We start from the raw sequence: 17,232 nt of genomic DNA, 5'->3' as shown, positions 1-17,232 counted from the left end.
CCGCGTCATACCCTTTCCAATTTCTCAGCCCCGGCGACATCAGCCGGCGCGAGGCCAACCAGCTCTTCGTAGCGTTCAGGATCCGTGGCACCTTCGGTATTGATCACCAGGATCCGCGAATTGGCATCAAGGCCGAGGGCGGCGCGCATGTTCGGGTCTCCGGCGACCGTGATGAGGCCAGCCAGCCCGACACCGCCGCTTTCGCCAGCAACGATTGCCGGATCGCCCCCTTTCGGGCGAGCGAGGCGGTTCATGATCGAAACGGCATCCTCCTCGTCGATCATCATGAAGGCGTCGGCAACACGCGAAAGAATGCGCCAGGCGACAAGAGAAGGCTCGTAACATTCGAGCATCGCCATGACAGTTGGCTCGCCATGTGGCACTTTCACCGGATGGCCGGCCCTTGCCGTTTCCAGCAGGCAGGCAGCTCGGGCCGGCTCGACTACGACGAAGCGCGGCCGGTCATGACCGTAACGCAGCGCTAGGTGCCCGGCCGTTGCAGCAGCGATTCCGCCGACGCCGGCTTGCACGAAGACATGCGTCGGTGGTGCGTCGATCGTCCGCAAGGCTTCGCACAAAAGCGCCGTATATCCCTGCATGACCAGACCGGGAATATATTCGTATCCCGGCCAGGAGGTGTCCGATACGACGGTCCAGCCACGCTCGTTGCAGACCTTCGCCGCAAACTCCACCGAGTCGTCATAGGTTCCTTCGACCCGGACGATCTCGGCGCCGTAATGCGCAATCGCCTCTATGCGTTTCTGGCTGACACCGGAATGCACGAAGATCACCGATTTCGCACCGACAAGCTCAGCGCCCATCGCCACTGAGCGACCATGGTTGCCATCCGTGGCGCAGCCGAACGTCATTTGGCGCGCGACCGCGCGAACGTCAGGGCGCGTGAGATCGTCTATGTCGACGTCCAGGCCTGTCTGCTTCCGGACCTCGTCAAGCACCAGCCGGATCACCGCGTAGGATCCGCCAAGCGCCTTGAAACTGCCGAGCCCGAGCCGATGGCCCTCGTCCTTGACGAAGATTGCTCCGACCCCGAGTTCGGCCGCAAGCGCCGGCAAGGAATGAAGCGGCGTCGGCCGATGATCGTCACGGCGCGATAGCTGCCGCTCAACCTCTGCAGCCGCAGCAATCGAGAGCATTTCGGCATCGTCAGGCAGCAGCGGCGATCCGAAATCGGCATGGTGGTTGCGAATGAGCATGTGGGCAATCTCCTCGTTCGATGAAGTTATATTTCACCGAACGAGAGAAATGCGCTCTAAATGGAGAGCCCATACGCAAGTTTGTAAATGACAATGAGGAAATGATGGCCGTTTCAAAGAGCACATCGGCGGAGCTCGACCGCTTCGACCTGGCAATCCTCTCAATCCTGCAGAAGGACAACACGACACCACAGCGACAGATCGGCGAGGCCGTCAACCTGTCTGCGCCGGCCGTGCAACGGCGGATCAAGCGCATGGAAGAAACTGGGGTCATCCGCAGCAATGTCGCGGTGATCGAGCCGGCGCGGGTCAACCAGGCCCTGACGATCCTTGTCGAAGTGGAGGTGGAAAGCGAGCAGATCGACCTGCTCGATGCGGCCAAGGCCGCCTTCTCGGCCGCTCCGGAAGTCCAGCAATGCTATTACGTCACGGGCGACGTGGACTTCATACTTGTCGTGATCGTGCCGACGATGGGCGATTACGAGGCCTTCACCCGCCGGATGTTCTTCGGCAACCCCAACATCCGGCGCTTTAGAACCTTCGTCACCATGGATCGCGTCAAGGTCGGCCTTTCCGTACCGGTAGAAATGCCGCGCTGAAGGCTACTTTCGTCCGGCGAGCGCCTTCTTCTCCGCCGCCGCCTCCAGCGGCGCGCCGGCACCGATCGAGGACAGATAGGCATCGACGGTTTCAAGCGACGAGGCCGGCGCGAAACCCTCACCGGTTTCCGCTGTGACGATCGCCAGTTGCGTCTGCCAGCGTCCGGCGTTCCGGCAGGCAACCGACACGAAATCCGGCTGATCCGGCCGCTTCATCTCATATTCGCGGCAAATCTGCTCGCCGCCGACCTGGAACGTCGCAAGGCCGCCGTTCCGGTGCTCATCAGTGCCTCGCCGATGACGAGCGTGCCGGCGAGAAACAGGAGCAGGTTCCACTCGACTGTTTTCAGTGCCTTGCGAAAGGACAACCCCGAGACCTTTTCCGAGGCCATGACGAGGGCGCCGATCAAGGCAACGAAGGGCAAGGCAACGCCATGAAGGCCCGATGTCGCAAGCGCCAGAACGATGAGCGCCGTCACCGCCAGCAGCGTCCGCTCCTGCGCATTGAGCGGCTGCCTTTCAGCCGGCGTGCATGGCTCGAAAGCAGCGTTACGATCCTCGGCGCCGAGGAAGAACCGCAGGATGAGGCCACAGGCAATCAGGCTCGTGACCAATCCGAACGGGGCAGCCAGCAAGGCCCAATCGAGGAAATCGGGCGCTTTGCCGCCGCTGCGACGGATGAAATCGACCGCCACCAGATGGGCGCCGGCACCGGTCAGCGAGGCGGCGGCCGAAAGCAGGATCACCGACGGGAAAAGCAAGGCAAGCGCCCGTGTCACGCCGGGCCGGCCAATGGCGGCCGTCAGCCCCAGAAAGACCGGCATGAAGATTACCGCCCGTGCTGACGTGGATGGGATGATGAAGGCGGTCGCAAAGATCGTCAGAGTTACAGCCCAGAAAAGGCTGCTGACGCGCTGGAACGGTGCCAGCAGCCGGAAGGTGAGACGCTCCACCAGCCCGGATGCCTGAAGCACCGAGGCAATGACGAAGGCGGCGATCATCAACCAGACGATATCGTTGCCGAGCGCTGCAAACATCGCCTCTTCGCTGACGGTACCGGTGGCGCCCAAAGCCAGCGCTCCGGCAAGCGCCACCGGCGTTTCAGGCAGGTCGAAGATCGTCCAGCAGACAAGCGTTGTCGCAAACACCATCAGCGCCAGACGCATCGGCATGGTCAGCCCATCAGCGGCAACAAAGATCAGGATCGTCGCGAAGATCAGCAGCGACCCGGTCAACAGCCGCACTTGGCGCAGCGGCATCTGACCGGCTCGCGGTGAAAACTCCCGCGCGACAACCGACCGTCATGATGTCTCGATGAGGGCCTAACGGTGCTGCACGCGGTTTATTCCCGCCCGAAGCACGGCCCGTTTCAATTTGTTGATCGGACGAGGTAGTTGCGCGCACTTCGGCCAGCGCGCCTGTCAATGTTCACGCCGTGCGCCATATCAATGTAGTGGACCGCGAAATGCCGGCAGTCTTGGGCTACGGTTCACCGTTGGAGGAAGCGAATTATGTTCGTCAGGGAATTGTCGCGTGAGGAATGTATCGCCCTCATCTCCTCGCACCATATCGGTCGGCTGGCCTGTGCCAGGGATGACCAGCCCTACATCGTCCCCATCCAGTACGCCTCTGCCGCGAACCGGCTATACGGCTTCTCCATGCCCGGACAGAAAGTCGACTGGATGCGCTCAAATCCTCGTGTCTGTGTCCAGATCGACGAGTTCTCTGACAGGGGAAGTTGGAAAAGCGCGGTCATCTACGGCAGGTATCGGGAGTTGCCGGATACGGAGCAAGGGCATCAAGAGCGCCTGCAGGCATGGTCGCTGCTGGAGAAGCGCACCAACTGGTGGGAACCGGGCGGTTTGAAGCCGGCGGAGCAGGGTGGCGTCGGAACGTCTCCACATCTGTTCTTTGTCATCGAGATCGACGAGATGACCGGGCGCGCCATGGACGAAGATCCGGTGGACATCTCCTCGCATTAACGAGAAGACGCCCAAGCTGGGAGGCCTGGCTCATCGAGACGACGGGGGGTGCTCCCCGCCAGCCAGCCTCAGCCGATCCGTATCAAGCGCCCTTGCGCGCGACCACGGGCACGTAATGTTCGAGTTCCGGCGCGGGGAACTGCAAGGTGGCGTTGATCTCTGCGGAGCGATAAAGCCCCATCAGCATCTCGACCACGGCCAGACCGTCCTCGAAAGTTTCGAGCGGCTTCTGGCCCTTGCGGAAGCATTCGACCATGTGGCGGTTTTCGTCGGTATACCCGTAGACGCCAGCCTCGTCCTCGAGCACCGGCATCAGCCCCTGCTCGGCATTCTGCTTTTCGACCAGATCCTCGCCTTCCGACCCCGTGACTTCGCGAGACATGAAGATCTTCAAGCCCGTGCTCAGCGAATTGTATTCGAGCGCATATTCCGGTCCGAGCAATTCGAGCTGGATGCGCAGGCCGGCGCCGACATAGGCCCAGGAGGTCGTCGCTTCGATCATCAGTTCGTTGCCGTCCTGATCCTCGAGTGTCACCGTCGCGCGCGCAAAATCCTCCGAAGGGCGGTTGCGATAGTCCACATCGTTGCCGAAGCGCTTGCGCAGCTGTTCGGCATAGTTGGGACGTGTCCATTTCAGGTTGGCGACGGTGCCGTTGACCGACTTGATCTTCAGTGAATTGCGCGGCGCACCGGGCGCGGTCAAGAGATAGCGCGCCACCTCGACGCTGTGGCACATCATGTCGGAGAGAACACCGCCGCCCTGCTTGTCGCCCTGCCAGAACCAGGGCTCGTGCGGACCGGAATGTTCCTCTGCCGCCCGCGCAAGATAGGGTCTGCCGGTGGTGGAGGCGGCGCGACGCCAGATGATTTCCTTGCCGCGCAACACCGGCGTGCAGAACACCTGATTTTCGAGATAGCCATGATTGAGGCCGGCATCTTCGGCCAGCGTCAGCATCTCGCGGGCTTCCGCCACCGTGCGCGCCAAGGGCTTCTCACAGGCGACCGCAAAGACCTTGCTGCGGCCTGACTTGATCGCCCCGTGCAGGGCGCGCATCACGTCGAGGCGCGTATAGTTCGGCGACAGGATCCAGATCGCGTCGACGTCGTCGGCTGACAGCAGCGCTTCCAGGCTCTCATGCGTGCGGCAGGAGCCGAGCCCGAGCGTTTCGACTTCCTTCGCAAATTTTTCGCGGTTTTCCGCCTTGCGGCTGAAGACGCCCGTCACTTCGACATTGCGCACGCCGATCATCGATTTCAGGTGGAAATGGGCGATGAAGCCCGTTCCGACGAAACCCACGCGCAGCGTGTGCTTCGGTAGCTGTGTCATTTTCTTCTCCCAGATTTTTCGGCCGGAGCATGATGCCGAAAGTGTAAGCGGTTTCGGTCGACATCATGCTCGCCTTATGAGTGACGTGGCGCGGTGGTGCTGGCCCGAATGCTCAGGGTCGTCGGCAGCACTATGGGCGGCGCATGCGCCACCTCCTCGCCGGAAAGCATACGAAGCAGCAGCGACATCGCCGTTCTGCCGATGTCGGCGCGCGGCTGGTTGACCGTGGTCAGCGGCGGATAGAAAGCCTTGCTCAGATAGAGGTCGTCGAAGCCGACGACGGAAACATCACCAGGCACATCACGGCCGAGGCGACGCAACTCGTGAATGGCGCCATAGGCCATTTCGTCGTTGGCGGCGAATATCGCCGTCGGCGGCTCGGCCAAGGCAAACAATTGGCCGCAGCAGAGCTGGCCGGTTTCAAGCAGGTAATCGCCCCGAGCCTCGTAGCCGTCAGGGATCGCAAGGCCGGCCTCGTGCATCGCGGCGCGATAACCGTCTCGGCGGTGAATGGCCATCACTTCGGGCAGCGGCCCGGCGATGTGGGCGATCTTGCGGTGACCAAGCGAGATCAGATGCTCGACCGCAGCCCTGGCGGCGGCAAGGTTGTCGACCTGCACATGCGGCAGCCCCGAGTCGTCGATCATTTCCAGCGCGACGACGACGGGCAGATGCGCCAGGTCGAGACCAGCATCATGCCCTGCCGGCGGCAGCTTGCCGGTCATCAGGATCATGCCGTCGGCATGGCCATCGCGCAGCATGTTGAAATACTCCGTCTCGCGATCCGGATCGTTCTCGGTGTTGCCCATGAGCACGGAGTAGCCGGCCTCGCGCGCCGTCGCCTCGACGCCTTTCAGAATGTCGAGATAGAACGGGTTGCCGACGTCGCGCACGACCAAGAGCACCGACATCGACTTGCGGGTGCGCAGGTTGCGGGCGCTGACGTTCGGCCGGTAGTTGAGTTCGCGGGCAAGCGCATGGATGCGCTGGCGCGTTTCCGCCGTCACCAGGCCGGAATCGCTGAGCGCCCGCGACACGGTGGCAACGGAAACGCCGGCACGCTCGGCAATATCCTTGATCTTCGGCCTGTGATCGCTCATGTCCGCATCGCCTTTCCGCGGCCGTAAAACAGCATCAAGAGCAGCAATGTCGCGCCGAACACCATCTGACGGCCGGATTCATCGATGTTGACGGTAGTCAGGATGCCCTGGAGGATCACCAGCAACAGCGCGCCTGCCATGGTGCCGGTGTATCCGCCCTTGCCGCCGGCAAGCGACGTACCGCCAAAGACGACCGCGATGATCGAGGACAGCATGTATTGCTCGCCGACATTGGCGAAGGACGAGCCGGAATAGCCAAGCAGGCAGAGGCCTGCGATCGCCGCGAACATGCCGGAGATCATGAACAGGCCGATGCGCATGCGGCGGACCGGCACGCCGGCCATATAGGCCGCATGTTCGTTGGAACCGATCGCATAAATGCGATGCCCGAAGACGGTGCGGTTGAGCATGAAGGCCATAAACAGGCCGACGGCGATCCAGAGCCAGATGATGCCGGGAATGCCGAACACCAGCGGCTGGGTGACGAAGGCGGAAAGACCGGGTGCCGCGCGGCCGGAGGGAATGCCGTTGCGGATGACGACCAGCAGGCCCTGGAGCACGCCGAGCATGCCGAGCGTCATGACCAGCGGCGGGATACGCAGCAGCGTGACACCCAGCCCGTTCAGGAGGCCGAAGAAAGCCCCGGTCGCCACGCAGGCAAGGATCGCCGGCAGGATGCCGCCGTCGGCGCCGTTCATGACATTGCCGGCAATGATCGCCGAAAGCGAAACGACGCCGCCGACCGAGAGATCGATGCCTTCGCGGCCGCCGAGAATGACGACGTTCTGGCCGGCCGCAACAATGCCGAGCAGCGAGGCGACAATCAGCAGGCGCAGGATCTGGTCGGCCGAGGCAAAGCCCGGTGACAGGCTTTCGCCAAGATAGAGAAGTGCCACGATCAAAAGCAGCGCGATGACCAGCGGCTTCCTGAGGAAGGAAATAACGGCGTTCATGCGCGTGCCCTCCGGCCGGCAAGCACGCCTGCCATCAAGACGAGGAGGATGGCGAGACCTTGAACGAAGTTCTGCCACTCCGACGGCGTGCCCATGAAGAAGACGAGCGAGTTGACGAGACCGATCGTCAGCGCGCCGAGCAGAGAACCGACCACGGTCGTCCAGCCGCCGGCAAGCGCGCTGCCCCCGAGCACGACGGCCGCGACGCTATAGAGCGTCATCTTGCCACCGACGAGCGGATCGCCGCTGGCGGTGTCGCCGGTCAGGCAGAACGCTGCGAGCGCCGAAAACAGGCCGCAGAGCGCATAACCCTTGATGCGGACCAGCACCACGGGAAGACCGGTCTGGTAGGCCGCCTGCTGGTCGTCACCGACGGCCAGAAGCTGGGTGACGAGGCGGGTGCGCGACAAAAGGAAGAGCAGAACAGCGAGTGCTGCAAGCACATAGAAGACGAAGGGAAGACCGAGCAACCGCCCGCCATAGGTCCGCCAGAACAGCGCCGGCGCCGGCGTGCCGGCCACTGGCATGACATAGAGCGCAACGCCGGTGAAGAAGATACTGGTCGCAAAGGTAGCGACGATCGCCTGCAGCCTGAGCGCTGCAACGACGATGCCGTTGATAACCCCACAGACGAGCCCGAGCAGAATGCCACAGATCAAGGCACCGATGACGGCGCCGGCGCCACCACCCCATTTTTCCATCAAAACGACAATGGCGACATTGACGAGTGACAGCGTCGCACCGGCCGACAGGTCAATATCCCCTGCGGAAACGACATAGGTCTGGGCGATCGCCAGCATGATCAGCGCCATATAGGTGCTGAGCAGCCCCGTCAGCGAGCGGTAGCTCAAGCTGTTGGGCGAGAACACGCCGTTCAACGCCAGAAGCGCGACGACAATGACCAGCGCCGGCAGGAACGGATAGCGCTCGAGCCAGAGTTTTAGCCCACCGGCGCGGGAAGGTCGAATTTCTGTCGTGGTCGGTGTCATCACGCGGCCTCGTATGCAGCCTGGTAAAGATTGTAGCGGGTGCGATCCTCGCCGGTGAGCTCGCGAGTGACCGACCCGCCGTTGAAGACGAGGATGCGGTTGGCATTCCCGAGCAATTCGGCGTCCTCCGAGGAATAGAGCAGGATGCCGAGCCCCTCGCCTGCCAGTTGGCGAATGAGGGCAAAGAGATCGGCCTTGGCCGAGAGGTCGATGCCCTTGGTGGGGTCGTCCAGCAGCAGCACATCCGGCCGATCGATCAGCCAGCGGGCGATGATCACCTTTTGCTGGTTGCCGCCGGAAAGCGAGTTGATCGGATGCAGGAGACTCGCGAACTTCGTATGCATCGCCTCAAGCGCCGGCATCGCCTTTTCCTTGAGCGTTGACGGACGTGCAATCATCAGCCGATCACGCAGGTAATGGATGGGCGTCACATTCTCGATGATCGGTCTGCCGGCAATGACGCCGTCGCGACCGCGGTCACCCGAGACATAGGCGCAACCGCGCCGGATGGCGTCGCGCGGGCTTCTCGCATCGAGACGATCGCCGCCGATGCGGATTTCGCCCGCAGTTGTGGAGCCGGCGCCGAAAATCGCCCGCAACACCGCCGATTGCCCCTGGCCGTGAAGCCCGCCGAGACCGAGGATCTCACCCTTGGCGACCTCGAAGCTGACATTGCGGAAACCGGCACCCGACAGCTTGTCGACGGTCATGGCGTCGCCGGCCGAAAAGCTTGCCACGGCAGGCACTGAGGACTGCGAGGCCGGCATGTCGCCGGCGCCGCCGACCATCAGCCGGATGACCGCGGCAGGATCGGTCTCGTTCAGATTGAGCGTCTTGATCGTCTCACCGTCGCGAATGATCGTCACCCGATCACCGATCGCGGTGATCTCGTCCATGCGGTGCGAAATGAAGATGATGCCGCGGCCGTCGCGCTTTAGCCCGCGCAGGATATCGAAGAAGCGGTCGACCTGTGCCCTGTCGAGTGCCGAGGTTGGCTCGTCGAAGATCAGGATCGGGGCTTCACTTGCCAGTGCCTTCATGATCTCGACAAGCTGTCGCTGATCGGCGCGCAGATTGCCGACGAGCGTCTCGGCCGCAAAACCATCACCGGAAACGCCGGAGAAAAGATCGATGTAGCGCGCCGCGCGCGCCTTCAGGGCGGCACGGTCGATAAAGATTCCGGCTTTGACCGGCAGCATGGCAAGGCAGATATTCTCCTCGACCGAGCGGTTTCCGGCAAGGCTGAGCTCCTGGTAGAAGATGCCGATGCCCTGCGCCCTGGCCGATTGCGGCCCTGATATCGTGACCGGCCGACCGTCGATGAGGATCTCTCCGCCATCGGGGCGCACGCTGCCGGCAATGATCTTGCACAATGTGCTCTTGCCCGAGCCGTTCGAGCCCATGAGCACATGGACTTCGCCGGCGGCGATCTCAAGGTCGCCGCGGCGCAAAGCCAGGGTGGCGCCGTAAGCCTTGCTTACGCCGTTCATCTTAAGTTTCGACATGAGGATCGTCCGTATGATCGGGTCAGAAGCGCCGGGCGGACCACGAGATCCGCCCGGTCTTGAGCGCTTACTTGAAGAGCGCTTCAGCGTCTTCGATTGAAAGGGCGCTGGTGTAGGAGTAGTAGCCCGGCTTGCCGTCGACCTGCTTGGCGGCATCCGCCAGGTTCTTGGAGTCGATGAACGGGATCGGCAGGTACATGGCGTTCTTGTACTGGCCAGCCGTTGCCGGTTCCTTCAGTTCCTTGCCCTGCAGCATGAGGACGGCGACATTGAGCGCGCTTGCCATGACGCCGGGCGGATTGACGGTCGCGCCGGAGTTCAGCTTATCCTTGCTCCAGAGATCGATGAAGTCCTTGCGGATCTCGCCGGTTGCTGCGATCTGGCTGGCCTTGCCGGCATCCATGATCGACTTCCAGGCGCCGGCAGCCATGCCGTCCTGCACGACGACGCCGTTGACGTCAGGATAGGTCGCCAGGATGTTCTGCATGGCCTGTTGGCCCTGCGCCTGATCCCAGTTGGCGTTGACCTCGTTGACGACTTGGATATCAGGATAGTCCTTGAAGACGCTCTTATAGCCGGCGACCCGCATCTCGTTTGCCGGGTGGCCTGCGACGCCGTTGATCGCCACGACCTTGCCCTTACCACCGAGCGTTTCGGCAAGCCACTTGGCACCGGCCGCACCCCATGCCGTCTGGTCGATGCCGACATAGGTGGCATCCGGCGAAGAGACTTCGGCATCAGTGGCGATCACCAAAATGCCCGCTTCCTTCGCCTGCGCGAAGATCGGGTCGAAGGCCGTCGGGCTGTTGGGGTTGATGATGATGGCGTTGACGCCCTCGGCAATGAAATTGCGCACATGGGCGATCTGCCCGGGCACGTCGACATTGGCGCTCTGGACGCTGACTTCGACGTCGACGCCCTTTTCCTTCCATTTTTCCGCGGCCGCCTTGGCCTCGTCGATCATCTGCGTGCGCCACTCGCTGCCGACCCAACCATTGGACAGACCAATCTTGAAGGTCTCGGCATTGGCGAGCGAGGCGGAGATGGCAATGGATGCGACGGTGCCGAGTGCTACGGCGATAAGCTTCTTCATAAGATCCTCCCAAAATCTTGCGAGAACCATGAAGCCAGAAAATGTAATCGATTTCAATGGGGGTTTTCAGCGATTTTTGATGGGTTTTTCGAATTTCTGTCGTGAACCTGCGCAAGGTGTGATCTGGCCGGGCCAATCGCCCGGATTGCTGGGGAAAGTTGGCGCTTTCCGTGCCGCTCGTCCCCACTTGGCCGTATGTGTCCTTGGCCATCGAGGCGGCACATGCAAAAGCAAGGCAAGGCGAAAGCTCGATTCGCATCCGCACTCGGCCAAAGCAGGACCGCGACCATGAAATGACAGAAGCGATGAGCGGTTTTGCAGAAGCCGCCTTCAACCCAGCGACCTGTTGCTGGAACTGCAACACTTCGTTGCTCGCCGACCGGCTAGCCGGCATTTGCCCTCAGCCAATAGTGTTAAGTTTGGGCAAAGAACAACAACTGGTCCCCAACCAGAGGAGAACATCATGACCGGAAAACCCGGAGCCGCCGCAGGCGGGCTCTATCTGCACATCCTTGTGCTCGCGATCGTCATCGTCTCCGAGCTGATCGGCATTCAACGCCTGTCGATCGGCCTCGGCACCGTGATCTTCCTGCCGATCCTTTATGCCTTCGCACTCGGCATCATGCTCAATCCCGCCATTTTCAAGGCGAGCGCCAAGTTCATTTCCAAGGATGCGGTCAAGCTGTCCGGCGCCATGATCACCGTTGCGATCATGCCTTTCATTGCCAAGTTCGGCACAACAGTCGGACCACAGATCTCCAAGATCATCGAGGCCGGACCGGCACTCGTGCTCCAGGAACTCGGCAATCTCGGCACGATCCTCATCGCCTTCCCGGTCGCCGTGTTCCTCCTCAAGATGGGCCGCGAAGCCGTCGGCGCCACCTATTCGATCGATCGCGAGCCCAACATCGCGCTGATCGCCGACAAATACGGCCTCAACTCGCCGGAAGGCGCCGGCGCCATGGGAGTCTATGCCACCGGCACACTCATCGGCACATTCGTCTTCGCGATCATGCCGCCGCTCGTCCACGGCCTCGGCATCTTCGACGTGCGCGCTCTTGCCATGTCCTGCGGCGTCGGCTCCGGCTCGATGCTTGCGGCCTGCACCGGCGGTCTCGTCGCCGTCGTTCCGGACCAGAAGGACATCATCCTGGCGCTGGCAGCGGCCAGCAACATCCTGACCTACGCGACCGGCCTTTATGTCGGCATGTTCGTCGCCCTGCCGCTGACGGAATGGCTTTACAACAAAGCCCGCCCGTCCGACCGCAAAACAGCCTGATCGGGGAGACAGGAACAATGGCCAATCAAACCAACACCACCACCAATCTTGCTGATGACCTGCCGCTGAATGCGGAAGATGAGCGCAAGATCGATGTCGTCAAACACTCCGGGCTGCTGCTGATCGCCTGCGCCATCGGCCTGATCGCCAACTGGGTCGGAACGGGCACGTCGCCGCTCATCGCCCTGCCGGGCATGGCGGTGCTCTATGTCGCCTGCATCATCGGCCTCGGCTTTGCCCGCTTCGTACCCTTTTACCTGCCTGGTGTCGCCTGGGTATCGCTGATCGCGATCCTGATCACCATTCCCGGCGTCCCGGGGGCTGCCTGGGTCAGCGAACAGGTCGAGCACCTGAACTTCCTGGCGCTCGCCACGCCGGCGCTTGCCTATGGCGGCCTGGCGCTGACAGCGAGCGAATTCGCCATCGCCCGTCGTTCGGGCTGGAAGATCGTCATCGTGGCGATCTGCGTGATGATCGGAACCTATATGGGCTCCGTCGTCGTTGCCGACCTGTTCCTGAGATTGGGCCAGTAGGATAGAACTGTGGCCGGCCGCTTTGCGGCCGGCCTTCAATTTGCAGATACAGGATGAACGAGATGAGCCGCCACGAAATCAGCCCTGACCGCATCGCGGAAACGATCGCCTGGCGCCATCACCTGCACGCCCACCCCGAACTTGCCTTCGAGGAACGGGAAACGTCGGCCTTCATTGCAAGCAAGCTTTCGGAGTGGGGCATTGCCGTCAAAGGCGGCTATGGCGGCACCGGCCTTGTCGGCACGCTGTCGCGCGGCACCTCGTCGCGCACGATCGCCATCCGCGCCGACATGGACGCGCTGCCGATCGTCGAAGCCAGCGGCGTTGCCTACGCGTCGCAAACATCCGGCAAGATGCATGCCTGCGGCCATGACGGTCACGTCTCGATGCTGCTCGCCGCGGCGCGACAAGCCTCCGAGATGGATTTCGACGGTACCGTACACTTCATTTTCCAGCCGGCGGAAGAAGCGGAAGGTGGCGCCCGCGCCATGGTCGCCGACGGTCTCTTCCGTGATTTTCCGGCTGACGCAGTCTATGCCCTGCACAATTGGCCGGCGCTTAACGTCGGCACCTGCGTTGCCCGCGACGACGCGATGATGGCCGCCTTCGGCGTGTTCGAAATCCGCATCACCGGCAGAGGCGCCCACGGGGCGATGCCGCATGAGGGCGCCGACCCGCTGGTTGCCGCAGCCCAGATCGTCTCCGCGCTGCAGACGATTGCCAGCCGCAACGTCTCGCCGCTCGACGCAGCCGTCGTCTCCGTGACCCAGATCCACGGCGGCGATGGCTGGAATGTCATCCCGCAGGAAGCTGTCATCCGCGGCACGACACGCTGGTTTGCGAAAGAAGTCGGAGAAATCCTCGAAAAGCGCATGCGGACGCTGACGGCGGCCATCGCCGAGGGCCTCGGCTGCAGCGCCGATCTCGACTATCAGTACCGCTATCCCGCCACGATCAACGATGCTGCATCGGCCGCCTTCGTGCGCTCGGTCGCAGCAAAGGACAGTGCCCTTACGGTCGTCGATGCCGCCCCCAGCATGGCTGCGGAAGATTTCGCCTTCATGCTGGAGGAACGCCCCGGCTGTTACCTCTGGCTCGGCGCACGCCGCGAAGGCGCCAACCCCGGCCTGCATTCACCGCACTACGATTTCAACGATGCGATCGTTCCGCAGGGCGTCGACCTCTGGACAAGGCTGATCGCCACATCTCTTGGTCGTTGACCTCAAACCGTTTCCGTCGCACATGACCACCATGGACGTGCTCGACGCGAAAGCGCTCAAGATTTTTATGGCCGTTGCCCGCATCGGATCGATCCGGGGTGCGGCCGAACACATGGGGCTGGCGCCGTCGGTCGTCAGCCGCCAGATCGCCGACACCGAACGCGAGATCGGCCTTGCGCTGTTCGAACGAACAGCACGCGGCACAGTGCTGACGGATGCCGGCGAACTCGTTCTCGAACACGGCAAGCGTGTTCTTGAAGACAACGGCCTGCTCGCCGAACAGCTCGACCAGATCCGCGGCGTCCAGCAGACGCGCATCCGCATTCGTTGCGGCGAAGGTTTCATGGCGGACCTTGTCGAACACGGGCTGTCGTCATTCTCGAGGGCGCATTCATATGTCCGCTATATCGTCGAACTCGGCAGCACCGAGGACGTGGTCGATGCCATCGCCAACAGCGACGCGGATATCGGCATCGCCTACACACCGCTGACGGACCCGCGCATCCGGGCGCTGGCAATCGCCCGCCAGCCGCTTTGCGTCATTGCTCCGATCGGGCATGCCCTCGCCAGCCGCACCGGTCTGAAACTGGCGGACTGTCTGACCTCGCCCTGCGCCATGCTCGGCAAAGGCAACGGCGTCACCCAGATCGTTGCCCGCGTCGCCGCCGACGCCGGCATGGCACTGGCGCCGTTGCTCGAAACTCATTCGATCGAAGTGTTGCGCCGTTTCGTCGCCTCCGGTCTCGGCGTCACCTTCCTGCCGAGGACCGCCGTCTCCGGCGAAATCGACCGCGGCGTCATGCAGGCGGTCGACCTTGAAGATCCGCTGCTGCGCGAGGCGAGCGCTCACCTGATGGTGCGTGCGCATCGCCGCCTGCCGCTCTCGGTAGAAAAACTCGGCCAGCATCTCGCGCAGGAAATGCAGTCCTTCAAAGCCTGAGGCTTACCGAACCGGCATCCGGACGGCCCGTTCTGCACTCAGTTCCACCGACAGGAAACCTTTACGCGAGTTGACGGTTGTAGCTCCAGGACAGAGGAGAAGGTTGGATGGCATCCGTCCGATACATCGTCGCGGACGTCGACGAGGCGGTCGCGTTTTATCGAGACAATCTCGATTTCGAGGTCGATGTCCTCATTGAGCGGTTGCGCCGCGCTGATGCAAGATTCCGTGGTGAAATCAGCGACGGCGGTGCCGGCCGCGCCATCCTACTCGAAGATCCGTCGGGCAACGTCATCGAGCTATTCGAGTTCAAGAAGGACTGAACCTGACGTAAAGCTGATGGCGGCGGGCGGTTGCCTTCGATACGTCGTCTGCTCATGGTCATGGCGCGTTCCGCCACCGACGTCAGGTTCCCGTCTTTGACCAAACGGACGGGCGGGATCCACGCCCATCTCAGTCGTCCGGTTTATGGGTTCACGGCTTAGATCATCGCCGTGGGCAAAGCGGCCACCAGCGCATCGACCGCAAGACGGACTTTCAGCGGCAAGTGCGGCGTGCGCAACCAAAGGGCATAGTTGTCGAACACATATCCCGGCTCGCCTTGCAACACTTCGACAAGGACGCCGGACTTGATGCGGTGGCGAACGAGCCACGACGGCAACCAGGCCAGCCCCATTCCGGCAGCCGCAGCATCGGCGATGGCCTCGAGATCGTCCAGCCGCAAGCGATTGGCGGGCGTCACTTCCAAAACCTGCTGCCCGTCGCGCGGGAAAAGCCAGGGATGCACCCATCCAGGTCTATTATATGTCACCGCATGATGGCCGCCCAGATCGTCGATCTGTCTCGGGGTGCCATGGCGCTCGACATAGGACGGCGATGCGCACACAACCATGCTGTGGCTGGCAAGCCGACGGGCGATCAGCCCGGACCTGTCCTCCAGAGTGCCGGTGCGGATGGCAAGGTCGTAACCATCCTCGGCGAGATCGACGATGCGATCGCCGAAGGAGAGCTCAAGCTCGAGCCTTGGGTATTTCCGGGCAAACTCCATCAGAATGGGCGCGACGCACCGCCGGCCGAGCAGCGCCGGCATGGTGACGCGCAACCGACCGCGCGGCTCGGAAAGCTGATCGGCCGCAAGTGCGTCTGCCGCTTCGGCCTCCGCAAGGATGACACGGCAGCGGTCATAATAGGCGCGACCGAATTCGGTCAGGCTCTGTCGACGCGTCGTGCGGTTGATCAGACGCACGCCGAGCCGCTCTTCGAGAAACCGAACATGCTTGCCGACCATCGGCCCGGAAAGGTCGAGCGCTTCCGAGGCGGCCGCAAACGAGCCGAGATCCACGGCTTTGACGAACACCGCCATGCTCGTAAGGCGATCCATATTCGAAACTCCTGGTTTCTACTGCTCTGCCAAATCCGACATTTATCGAATTCCAGCCGACGCCCATAGCTTATTCAGTTCAATCATTACGGAGTTTATGGCTGATGGCACGCGTCGTTCGTTTTCATGAGCATGGTGGTCCGGAGGTTCTGCGCATTGAGGATCACGATGTTGCCGGACCCGGTACCGGCGAGGTCCAGATTCGCGTCAAGGCCCTTGGCCTCAATCGCGCCGAGGCGCTGCTGCGCTCGGGCCGGTACATCGAGACGCCGACATTGCCGTCCGGTCTTGGCCTCGAGGCTGCGGGGGTGATCGAAACGATTGGCGGCGGGGTCGACGGTTTCGCGCCAGGCGACGCCGTCAGCATCATTCCGCCGATATCGATGGTCCGCTGGCCCGCCTATGGTGAGCTGGTCACCGTCCCTGCCGCGCAGGTGGTCAAGCATCCGCCGTCGCTCAACTGGGAAGCGGCAGCAGCCGTCTGGATGCAATATCTCACGGCCTATGGCGCCCTGATCGACATCGCCAAGCTCGGCAGGCAAGATTTGGTCGTGATCACCGCCGCCTCGAGCAGTGTCGGATTGGCGGCCATCCAGATCGCCAACCTGGTCGGCGCAACCGCAATTGCCGTCACGCGAACCTCTGCCAAGAAGCAGGCCTTGTTCGATTTCGGCGCAGCCCATGTGATCGCCTCAGCGGAGGAAGACCTGGAAGCCCGACTGAAGGAGATTGCCGGTCCGCAGGGCATCCACGTGGTATTCGACCCGATCGGCGGGCCGATATTCGAACCGCTGACGGCGGCGATGTCACATGGCGGCATCCTGATCGAATATGGCGGCCTCAGCCCTGAGCCCACGCCTTTTCCGCTGTTTGCCGTCCTCAGCAAGACGCTGACGTTGCGTGGTTACCTCGTCCACGAGATCATCGGTAATCCCCAGCGGCTGGAGGCGGCCAAGGCCTTCATCCTCGACGGGCTGACCTCAGGTTCGTTGCAACCGGTCATCGCCAGGACCTTTCCGTTCGAGCAGATCGTCGAGGCGCATCGCTATCTCGAGACGAACGAACAGTTCGGCAAGATCGTCGTGACAATCTGACGATTGGAGCATTTCCAGGAAAA

At 62.3% G+C, this 17,232-nt stretch carries 18 protein-coding genes; 8 read left to right on the top strand and 10 right to left on the bottom strand.

Annotation, left to right across the window (positions count from 1 at the left end; translation table 11 throughout):
- Nucleotides 1–5 precede the first annotated feature (5 nt).
- A complete protein-coding gene (locus tag ASD52_RS03345; protein ID WP_057222843.1) occupies nucleotides 6–1,214 on the bottom strand; it encodes a diaminopropionate ammonia-lyase in 1,209 nt (402 codons plus the stop codon).
- 104 nt (nucleotides 1,215–1,318) lie between these two features.
- Here ASD52_RS03345 and ASD52_RS03340 point away from each other — a divergent pair, with 104 nt between their 5' ends.
- The gene (locus ASD52_RS03340) at nucleotides 1,319–1,813 is read left to right on the top strand and encodes an Lrp/AsnC family transcriptional regulator (protein ID WP_038578406.1); all 495 of its coding nucleotides are present in this window, start codon (nucleotides 1,319–1,321) and stop codon (nucleotides 1,811–1,813) included.
- Nucleotides 1,814–1,816: 3 nt separating this feature from the next.
- On the opposite strand, the gene ASD52_RS03335 is transcribed toward ASD52_RS03340, so the two are convergent.
- Nucleotides 1,817–2,029, bottom strand: a complete 213-nt coding sequence (locus ASD52_RS03335) for a hypothetical protein (RefSeq protein WP_057222842.1) — start codon at nucleotides 2,027–2,029, stop codon at nucleotides 1,817–1,819.
- Nucleotides 2,026–3,072, bottom strand: coding sequence for an SLC13 family permease (locus ASD52_RS03330; RefSeq protein ID WP_057222841.1), 1,047 nt, complete (start codon nucleotides 3,070–3,072; stop codon nucleotides 2,026–2,028). The genes ASD52_RS03335 and ASD52_RS03330 overlap by 4 nt, the downstream gene beginning before the upstream one ends.
- Before the next feature lie 252 nt (nucleotides 3,073–3,324).
- On the opposite strand from ASD52_RS03330, the gene ASD52_RS03325 reads away from it, so the two are divergent.
- The gene (locus ASD52_RS03325; RefSeq protein ID WP_057222840.1) at nucleotides 3,325–3,795 is read left to right on the top strand and encodes a pyridoxamine 5'-phosphate oxidase family protein; all 471 of its coding nucleotides are present in this window, start codon (nucleotides 3,325–3,327) and stop codon (nucleotides 3,793–3,795) included.
- Nucleotides 3,796–3,877: 82 nt separating this feature from the next.
- On the opposite strand, the gene ASD52_RS03320 is transcribed toward ASD52_RS03325, so the two are convergent.
- The 6 genes from ASD52_RS03320 to ASD52_RS03295 form a co-directional block, all read right to left on the bottom strand.
- Complete coding sequence (locus ASD52_RS03320; protein ID WP_057209846.1) at nucleotides 3,878–5,122, bottom strand: Gfo/Idh/MocA family oxidoreductase; 1,245 nt, start codon at nucleotides 5,120–5,122, stop codon at nucleotides 3,878–3,880.
- 74 nt (nucleotides 5,123–5,196) lie between these two features.
- Complete coding sequence (locus ASD52_RS03315) at nucleotides 5,197–6,222, bottom strand: LacI family DNA-binding transcriptional regulator (protein ID WP_025429270.1); 1,026 nt, start codon at nucleotides 6,220–6,222, stop codon at nucleotides 5,197–5,199.
- Entirely contained in the window at nucleotides 6,219–7,175 is a 957-nt protein-coding gene (locus tag ASD52_RS03310) for an ABC transporter permease (protein ID WP_057222839.1), read from the bottom strand. Before ASD52_RS03310 ends, ASD52_RS03315 begins: the two co-directional genes overlap by 4 nt.
- Nucleotides 7,172–8,164 (bottom strand): ABC transporter permease, encoded by a 993-nt coding sequence (locus tag ASD52_RS03305; protein ID WP_025429272.1) that lies wholly within the window; start codon nucleotides 8,162–8,164, stop codon nucleotides 7,172–7,174. Before ASD52_RS03305 ends, ASD52_RS03310 begins: the two co-directional genes overlap by 4 nt.
- A complete protein-coding gene (locus tag ASD52_RS03300) occupies nucleotides 8,164–9,669 on the bottom strand; it encodes a sugar ABC transporter ATP-binding protein (protein WP_025429273.1) in 1,506 nt (501 codons plus the stop codon). Before ASD52_RS03300 ends, ASD52_RS03305 begins: the two co-directional genes overlap by 1 nt.
- A 67-nt stretch (nucleotides 9,670–9,736) precedes the next feature.
- Nucleotides 9,737–10,762: an ABC transporter substrate-binding protein gene (locus tag ASD52_RS03295; RefSeq protein WP_025429274.1), complete on the bottom strand. Its 1,026-nt coding sequence runs from the start codon at nucleotides 10,760–10,762 to the stop codon at nucleotides 9,737–9,739.
- Nucleotides 10,763–11,225: 463 nt separating this feature from the next.
- Between ASD52_RS03295 and ASD52_RS03290 the strand changes: the two genes are divergently transcribed.
- From ASD52_RS03290 to ASD52_RS03270, 5 genes are all read left to right on the top strand, one after another.
- Nucleotides 11,226–12,041 carry a DUF3100 domain-containing protein gene (locus ASD52_RS03290; protein ID WP_025429275.1) on the top strand — a complete coding sequence of 272 codons (816 nt, stop codon included), beginning with the start codon at nucleotides 11,226–11,228 and terminating at the stop codon, nucleotides 12,039–12,041.
- A gap of 17 nt (nucleotides 12,042–12,058) precedes the next feature.
- Nucleotides 12,059–12,574: a hypothetical protein gene (locus ASD52_RS03285; RefSeq protein ID WP_057222838.1), complete on the top strand. Its 516-nt coding sequence runs from the start codon at nucleotides 12,059–12,061 to the stop codon at nucleotides 12,572–12,574.
- Nucleotides 12,575–12,636: 62 nt separating this feature from the next.
- A complete protein-coding gene (locus tag ASD52_RS03280) occupies nucleotides 12,637–13,794 on the top strand; it encodes a M20 aminoacylase family protein (protein WP_057223380.1) in 1,158 nt (385 codons plus the stop codon).
- Nucleotides 13,795–13,816: 22 nt separating this feature from the next.
- A complete protein-coding gene (locus ASD52_RS03275; protein ID WP_225906260.1) occupies nucleotides 13,817–14,734 on the top strand; it encodes a LysR family transcriptional regulator in 918 nt (305 codons plus the stop codon).
- A 107-nt stretch (nucleotides 14,735–14,841) separates the two neighbouring features.
- The gene (locus ASD52_RS03270) at nucleotides 14,842–15,057 is read left to right on the top strand and encodes a hypothetical protein (RefSeq protein WP_057222837.1); all 216 of its coding nucleotides are present in this window, start codon (nucleotides 14,842–14,844) and stop codon (nucleotides 15,055–15,057) included.
- A gap of 158 nt (nucleotides 15,058–15,215) precedes the next feature.
- On the opposite strand, the gene ASD52_RS03265 is transcribed toward ASD52_RS03270, so the two are convergent.
- Nucleotides 15,216–16,115 carry a LysR family transcriptional regulator gene (locus ASD52_RS03265; protein WP_025429280.1) on the bottom strand — a complete coding sequence of 300 codons (900 nt, stop codon included), beginning with the start codon at nucleotides 16,113–16,115 and terminating at the stop codon, nucleotides 15,216–15,218.
- 104 nt (nucleotides 16,116–16,219) lie between these two features.
- On the opposite strand from ASD52_RS03265, the gene ASD52_RS03260 reads away from it, so the two are divergent.
- Nucleotides 16,220–17,209 carry a zinc-dependent alcohol dehydrogenase family protein gene (locus ASD52_RS03260; RefSeq protein ID WP_025429281.1) on the top strand — a complete coding sequence of 330 codons (990 nt, stop codon included), beginning with the start codon at nucleotides 16,220–16,222 and terminating at the stop codon, nucleotides 17,207–17,209.
- Nucleotides 17,210–17,232 lie beyond the last annotated feature (23 nt).

Source organism: Ensifer sp. Root142, from assembly GCF_001426785.1.
GTDB classification, from domain to species: domain Bacteria; phylum Pseudomonadota; class Alphaproteobacteria; order Rhizobiales; family Rhizobiaceae; genus Ensifer; species Ensifer canadensis.
This window is presented reverse-complemented; position numbering and strand designations above follow the sequence as displayed.

Coding starts and splice junctions, on each gene's coding strand:
- ASD52_RS03295 (WP_025429274.1), bottom strand. CDS start 10,762: ATGAAGAAGCTTATCGCCGTAGCACTCGGCACCGTCGCATCCATTGCC.
- ASD52_RS03305 (WP_025429272.1), bottom strand. CDS start 8,164: ATGACACCGACCACGACAGAAATTCGACCTTCCCGCGCCGGTGGGCTA.
- ASD52_RS03275 (WP_225906260.1), top strand. CDS start 13,817: ATGACCACCATGGACGTGCTCGACGCGAAAGCGCTCAAGATTTTTATG.
- ASD52_RS03325 (WP_057222840.1), top strand. CDS start 3,325: ATGTTCGTCAGGGAATTGTCGCGTGAGGAATGTATCGCCCTCATCTCC.
- ASD52_RS03270 (WP_057222837.1), top strand. CDS start 14,842: ATGGCATCCGTCCGATACATCGTCGCGGACGTCGACGAGGCGGTCGCG.
- ASD52_RS03345 (WP_057222843.1), bottom strand. CDS start 1,214: ATGCTCATTCGCAACCACCATGCCGATTTCGGATCGCCGCTGCTGCCT.
- ASD52_RS03290 (WP_025429275.1), top strand. CDS start 11,226: ATGACCGGAAAACCCGGAGCCGCCGCAGGCGGGCTCTATCTGCACATC.
- ASD52_RS03265 (WP_025429280.1), bottom strand. CDS start 16,115: ATGGATCGCCTTACGAGCATGGCGGTGTTCGTCAAAGCCGTGGATCTC.
- ASD52_RS03330 (WP_057222841.1), bottom strand. CDS start 3,072: ATGCCGCTGCGCCAAGTGCGGCTGTTGACCGGGTCGCTGCTGATCTTC.
- ASD52_RS03315 (WP_025429270.1), bottom strand. CDS start 6,222: ATGAGCGATCACAGGCCGAAGATCAAGGATATTGCCGAGCGTGCCGGC.
- ASD52_RS03285 (WP_057222838.1), top strand. CDS start 12,059: ATGGCCAATCAAACCAACACCACCACCAATCTTGCTGATGACCTGCCG.
- ASD52_RS03335 (WP_057222842.1), bottom strand. CDS start 2,029: ATGAAGCGGCCGGATCAGCCGGATTTCGTGTCGGTTGCCTGCCGGAAC.
- ASD52_RS03300 (WP_025429273.1), bottom strand. CDS start 9,669: ATGTCGAAACTTAAGATGAACGGCGTAAGCAAGGCTTACGGCGCCACC.
- ASD52_RS03320 (WP_057209846.1), bottom strand. CDS start 5,122: ATGACACAGCTACCGAAGCACACGCTGCGCGTGGGTTTCGTCGGAACG.
- ASD52_RS03280 (WP_057223380.1), top strand. CDS start 12,637: ATGAGCCGCCACGAAATCAGCCCTGACCGCATCGCGGAAACGATCGCC.
- ASD52_RS03310 (WP_057222839.1), bottom strand. CDS start 7,175: ATGAACGCCGTTATTTCCTTCCTCAGGAAGCCGCTGGTCATCGCGCTG.
- ASD52_RS03340 (WP_038578406.1), top strand. CDS start 1,319: ATGGCCGTTTCAAAGAGCACATCGGCGGAGCTCGACCGCTTCGACCTG.
- ASD52_RS03260 (WP_025429281.1), top strand. CDS start 16,220: ATGGCACGCGTCGTTCGTTTTCATGAGCATGGTGGTCCGGAGGTTCTG.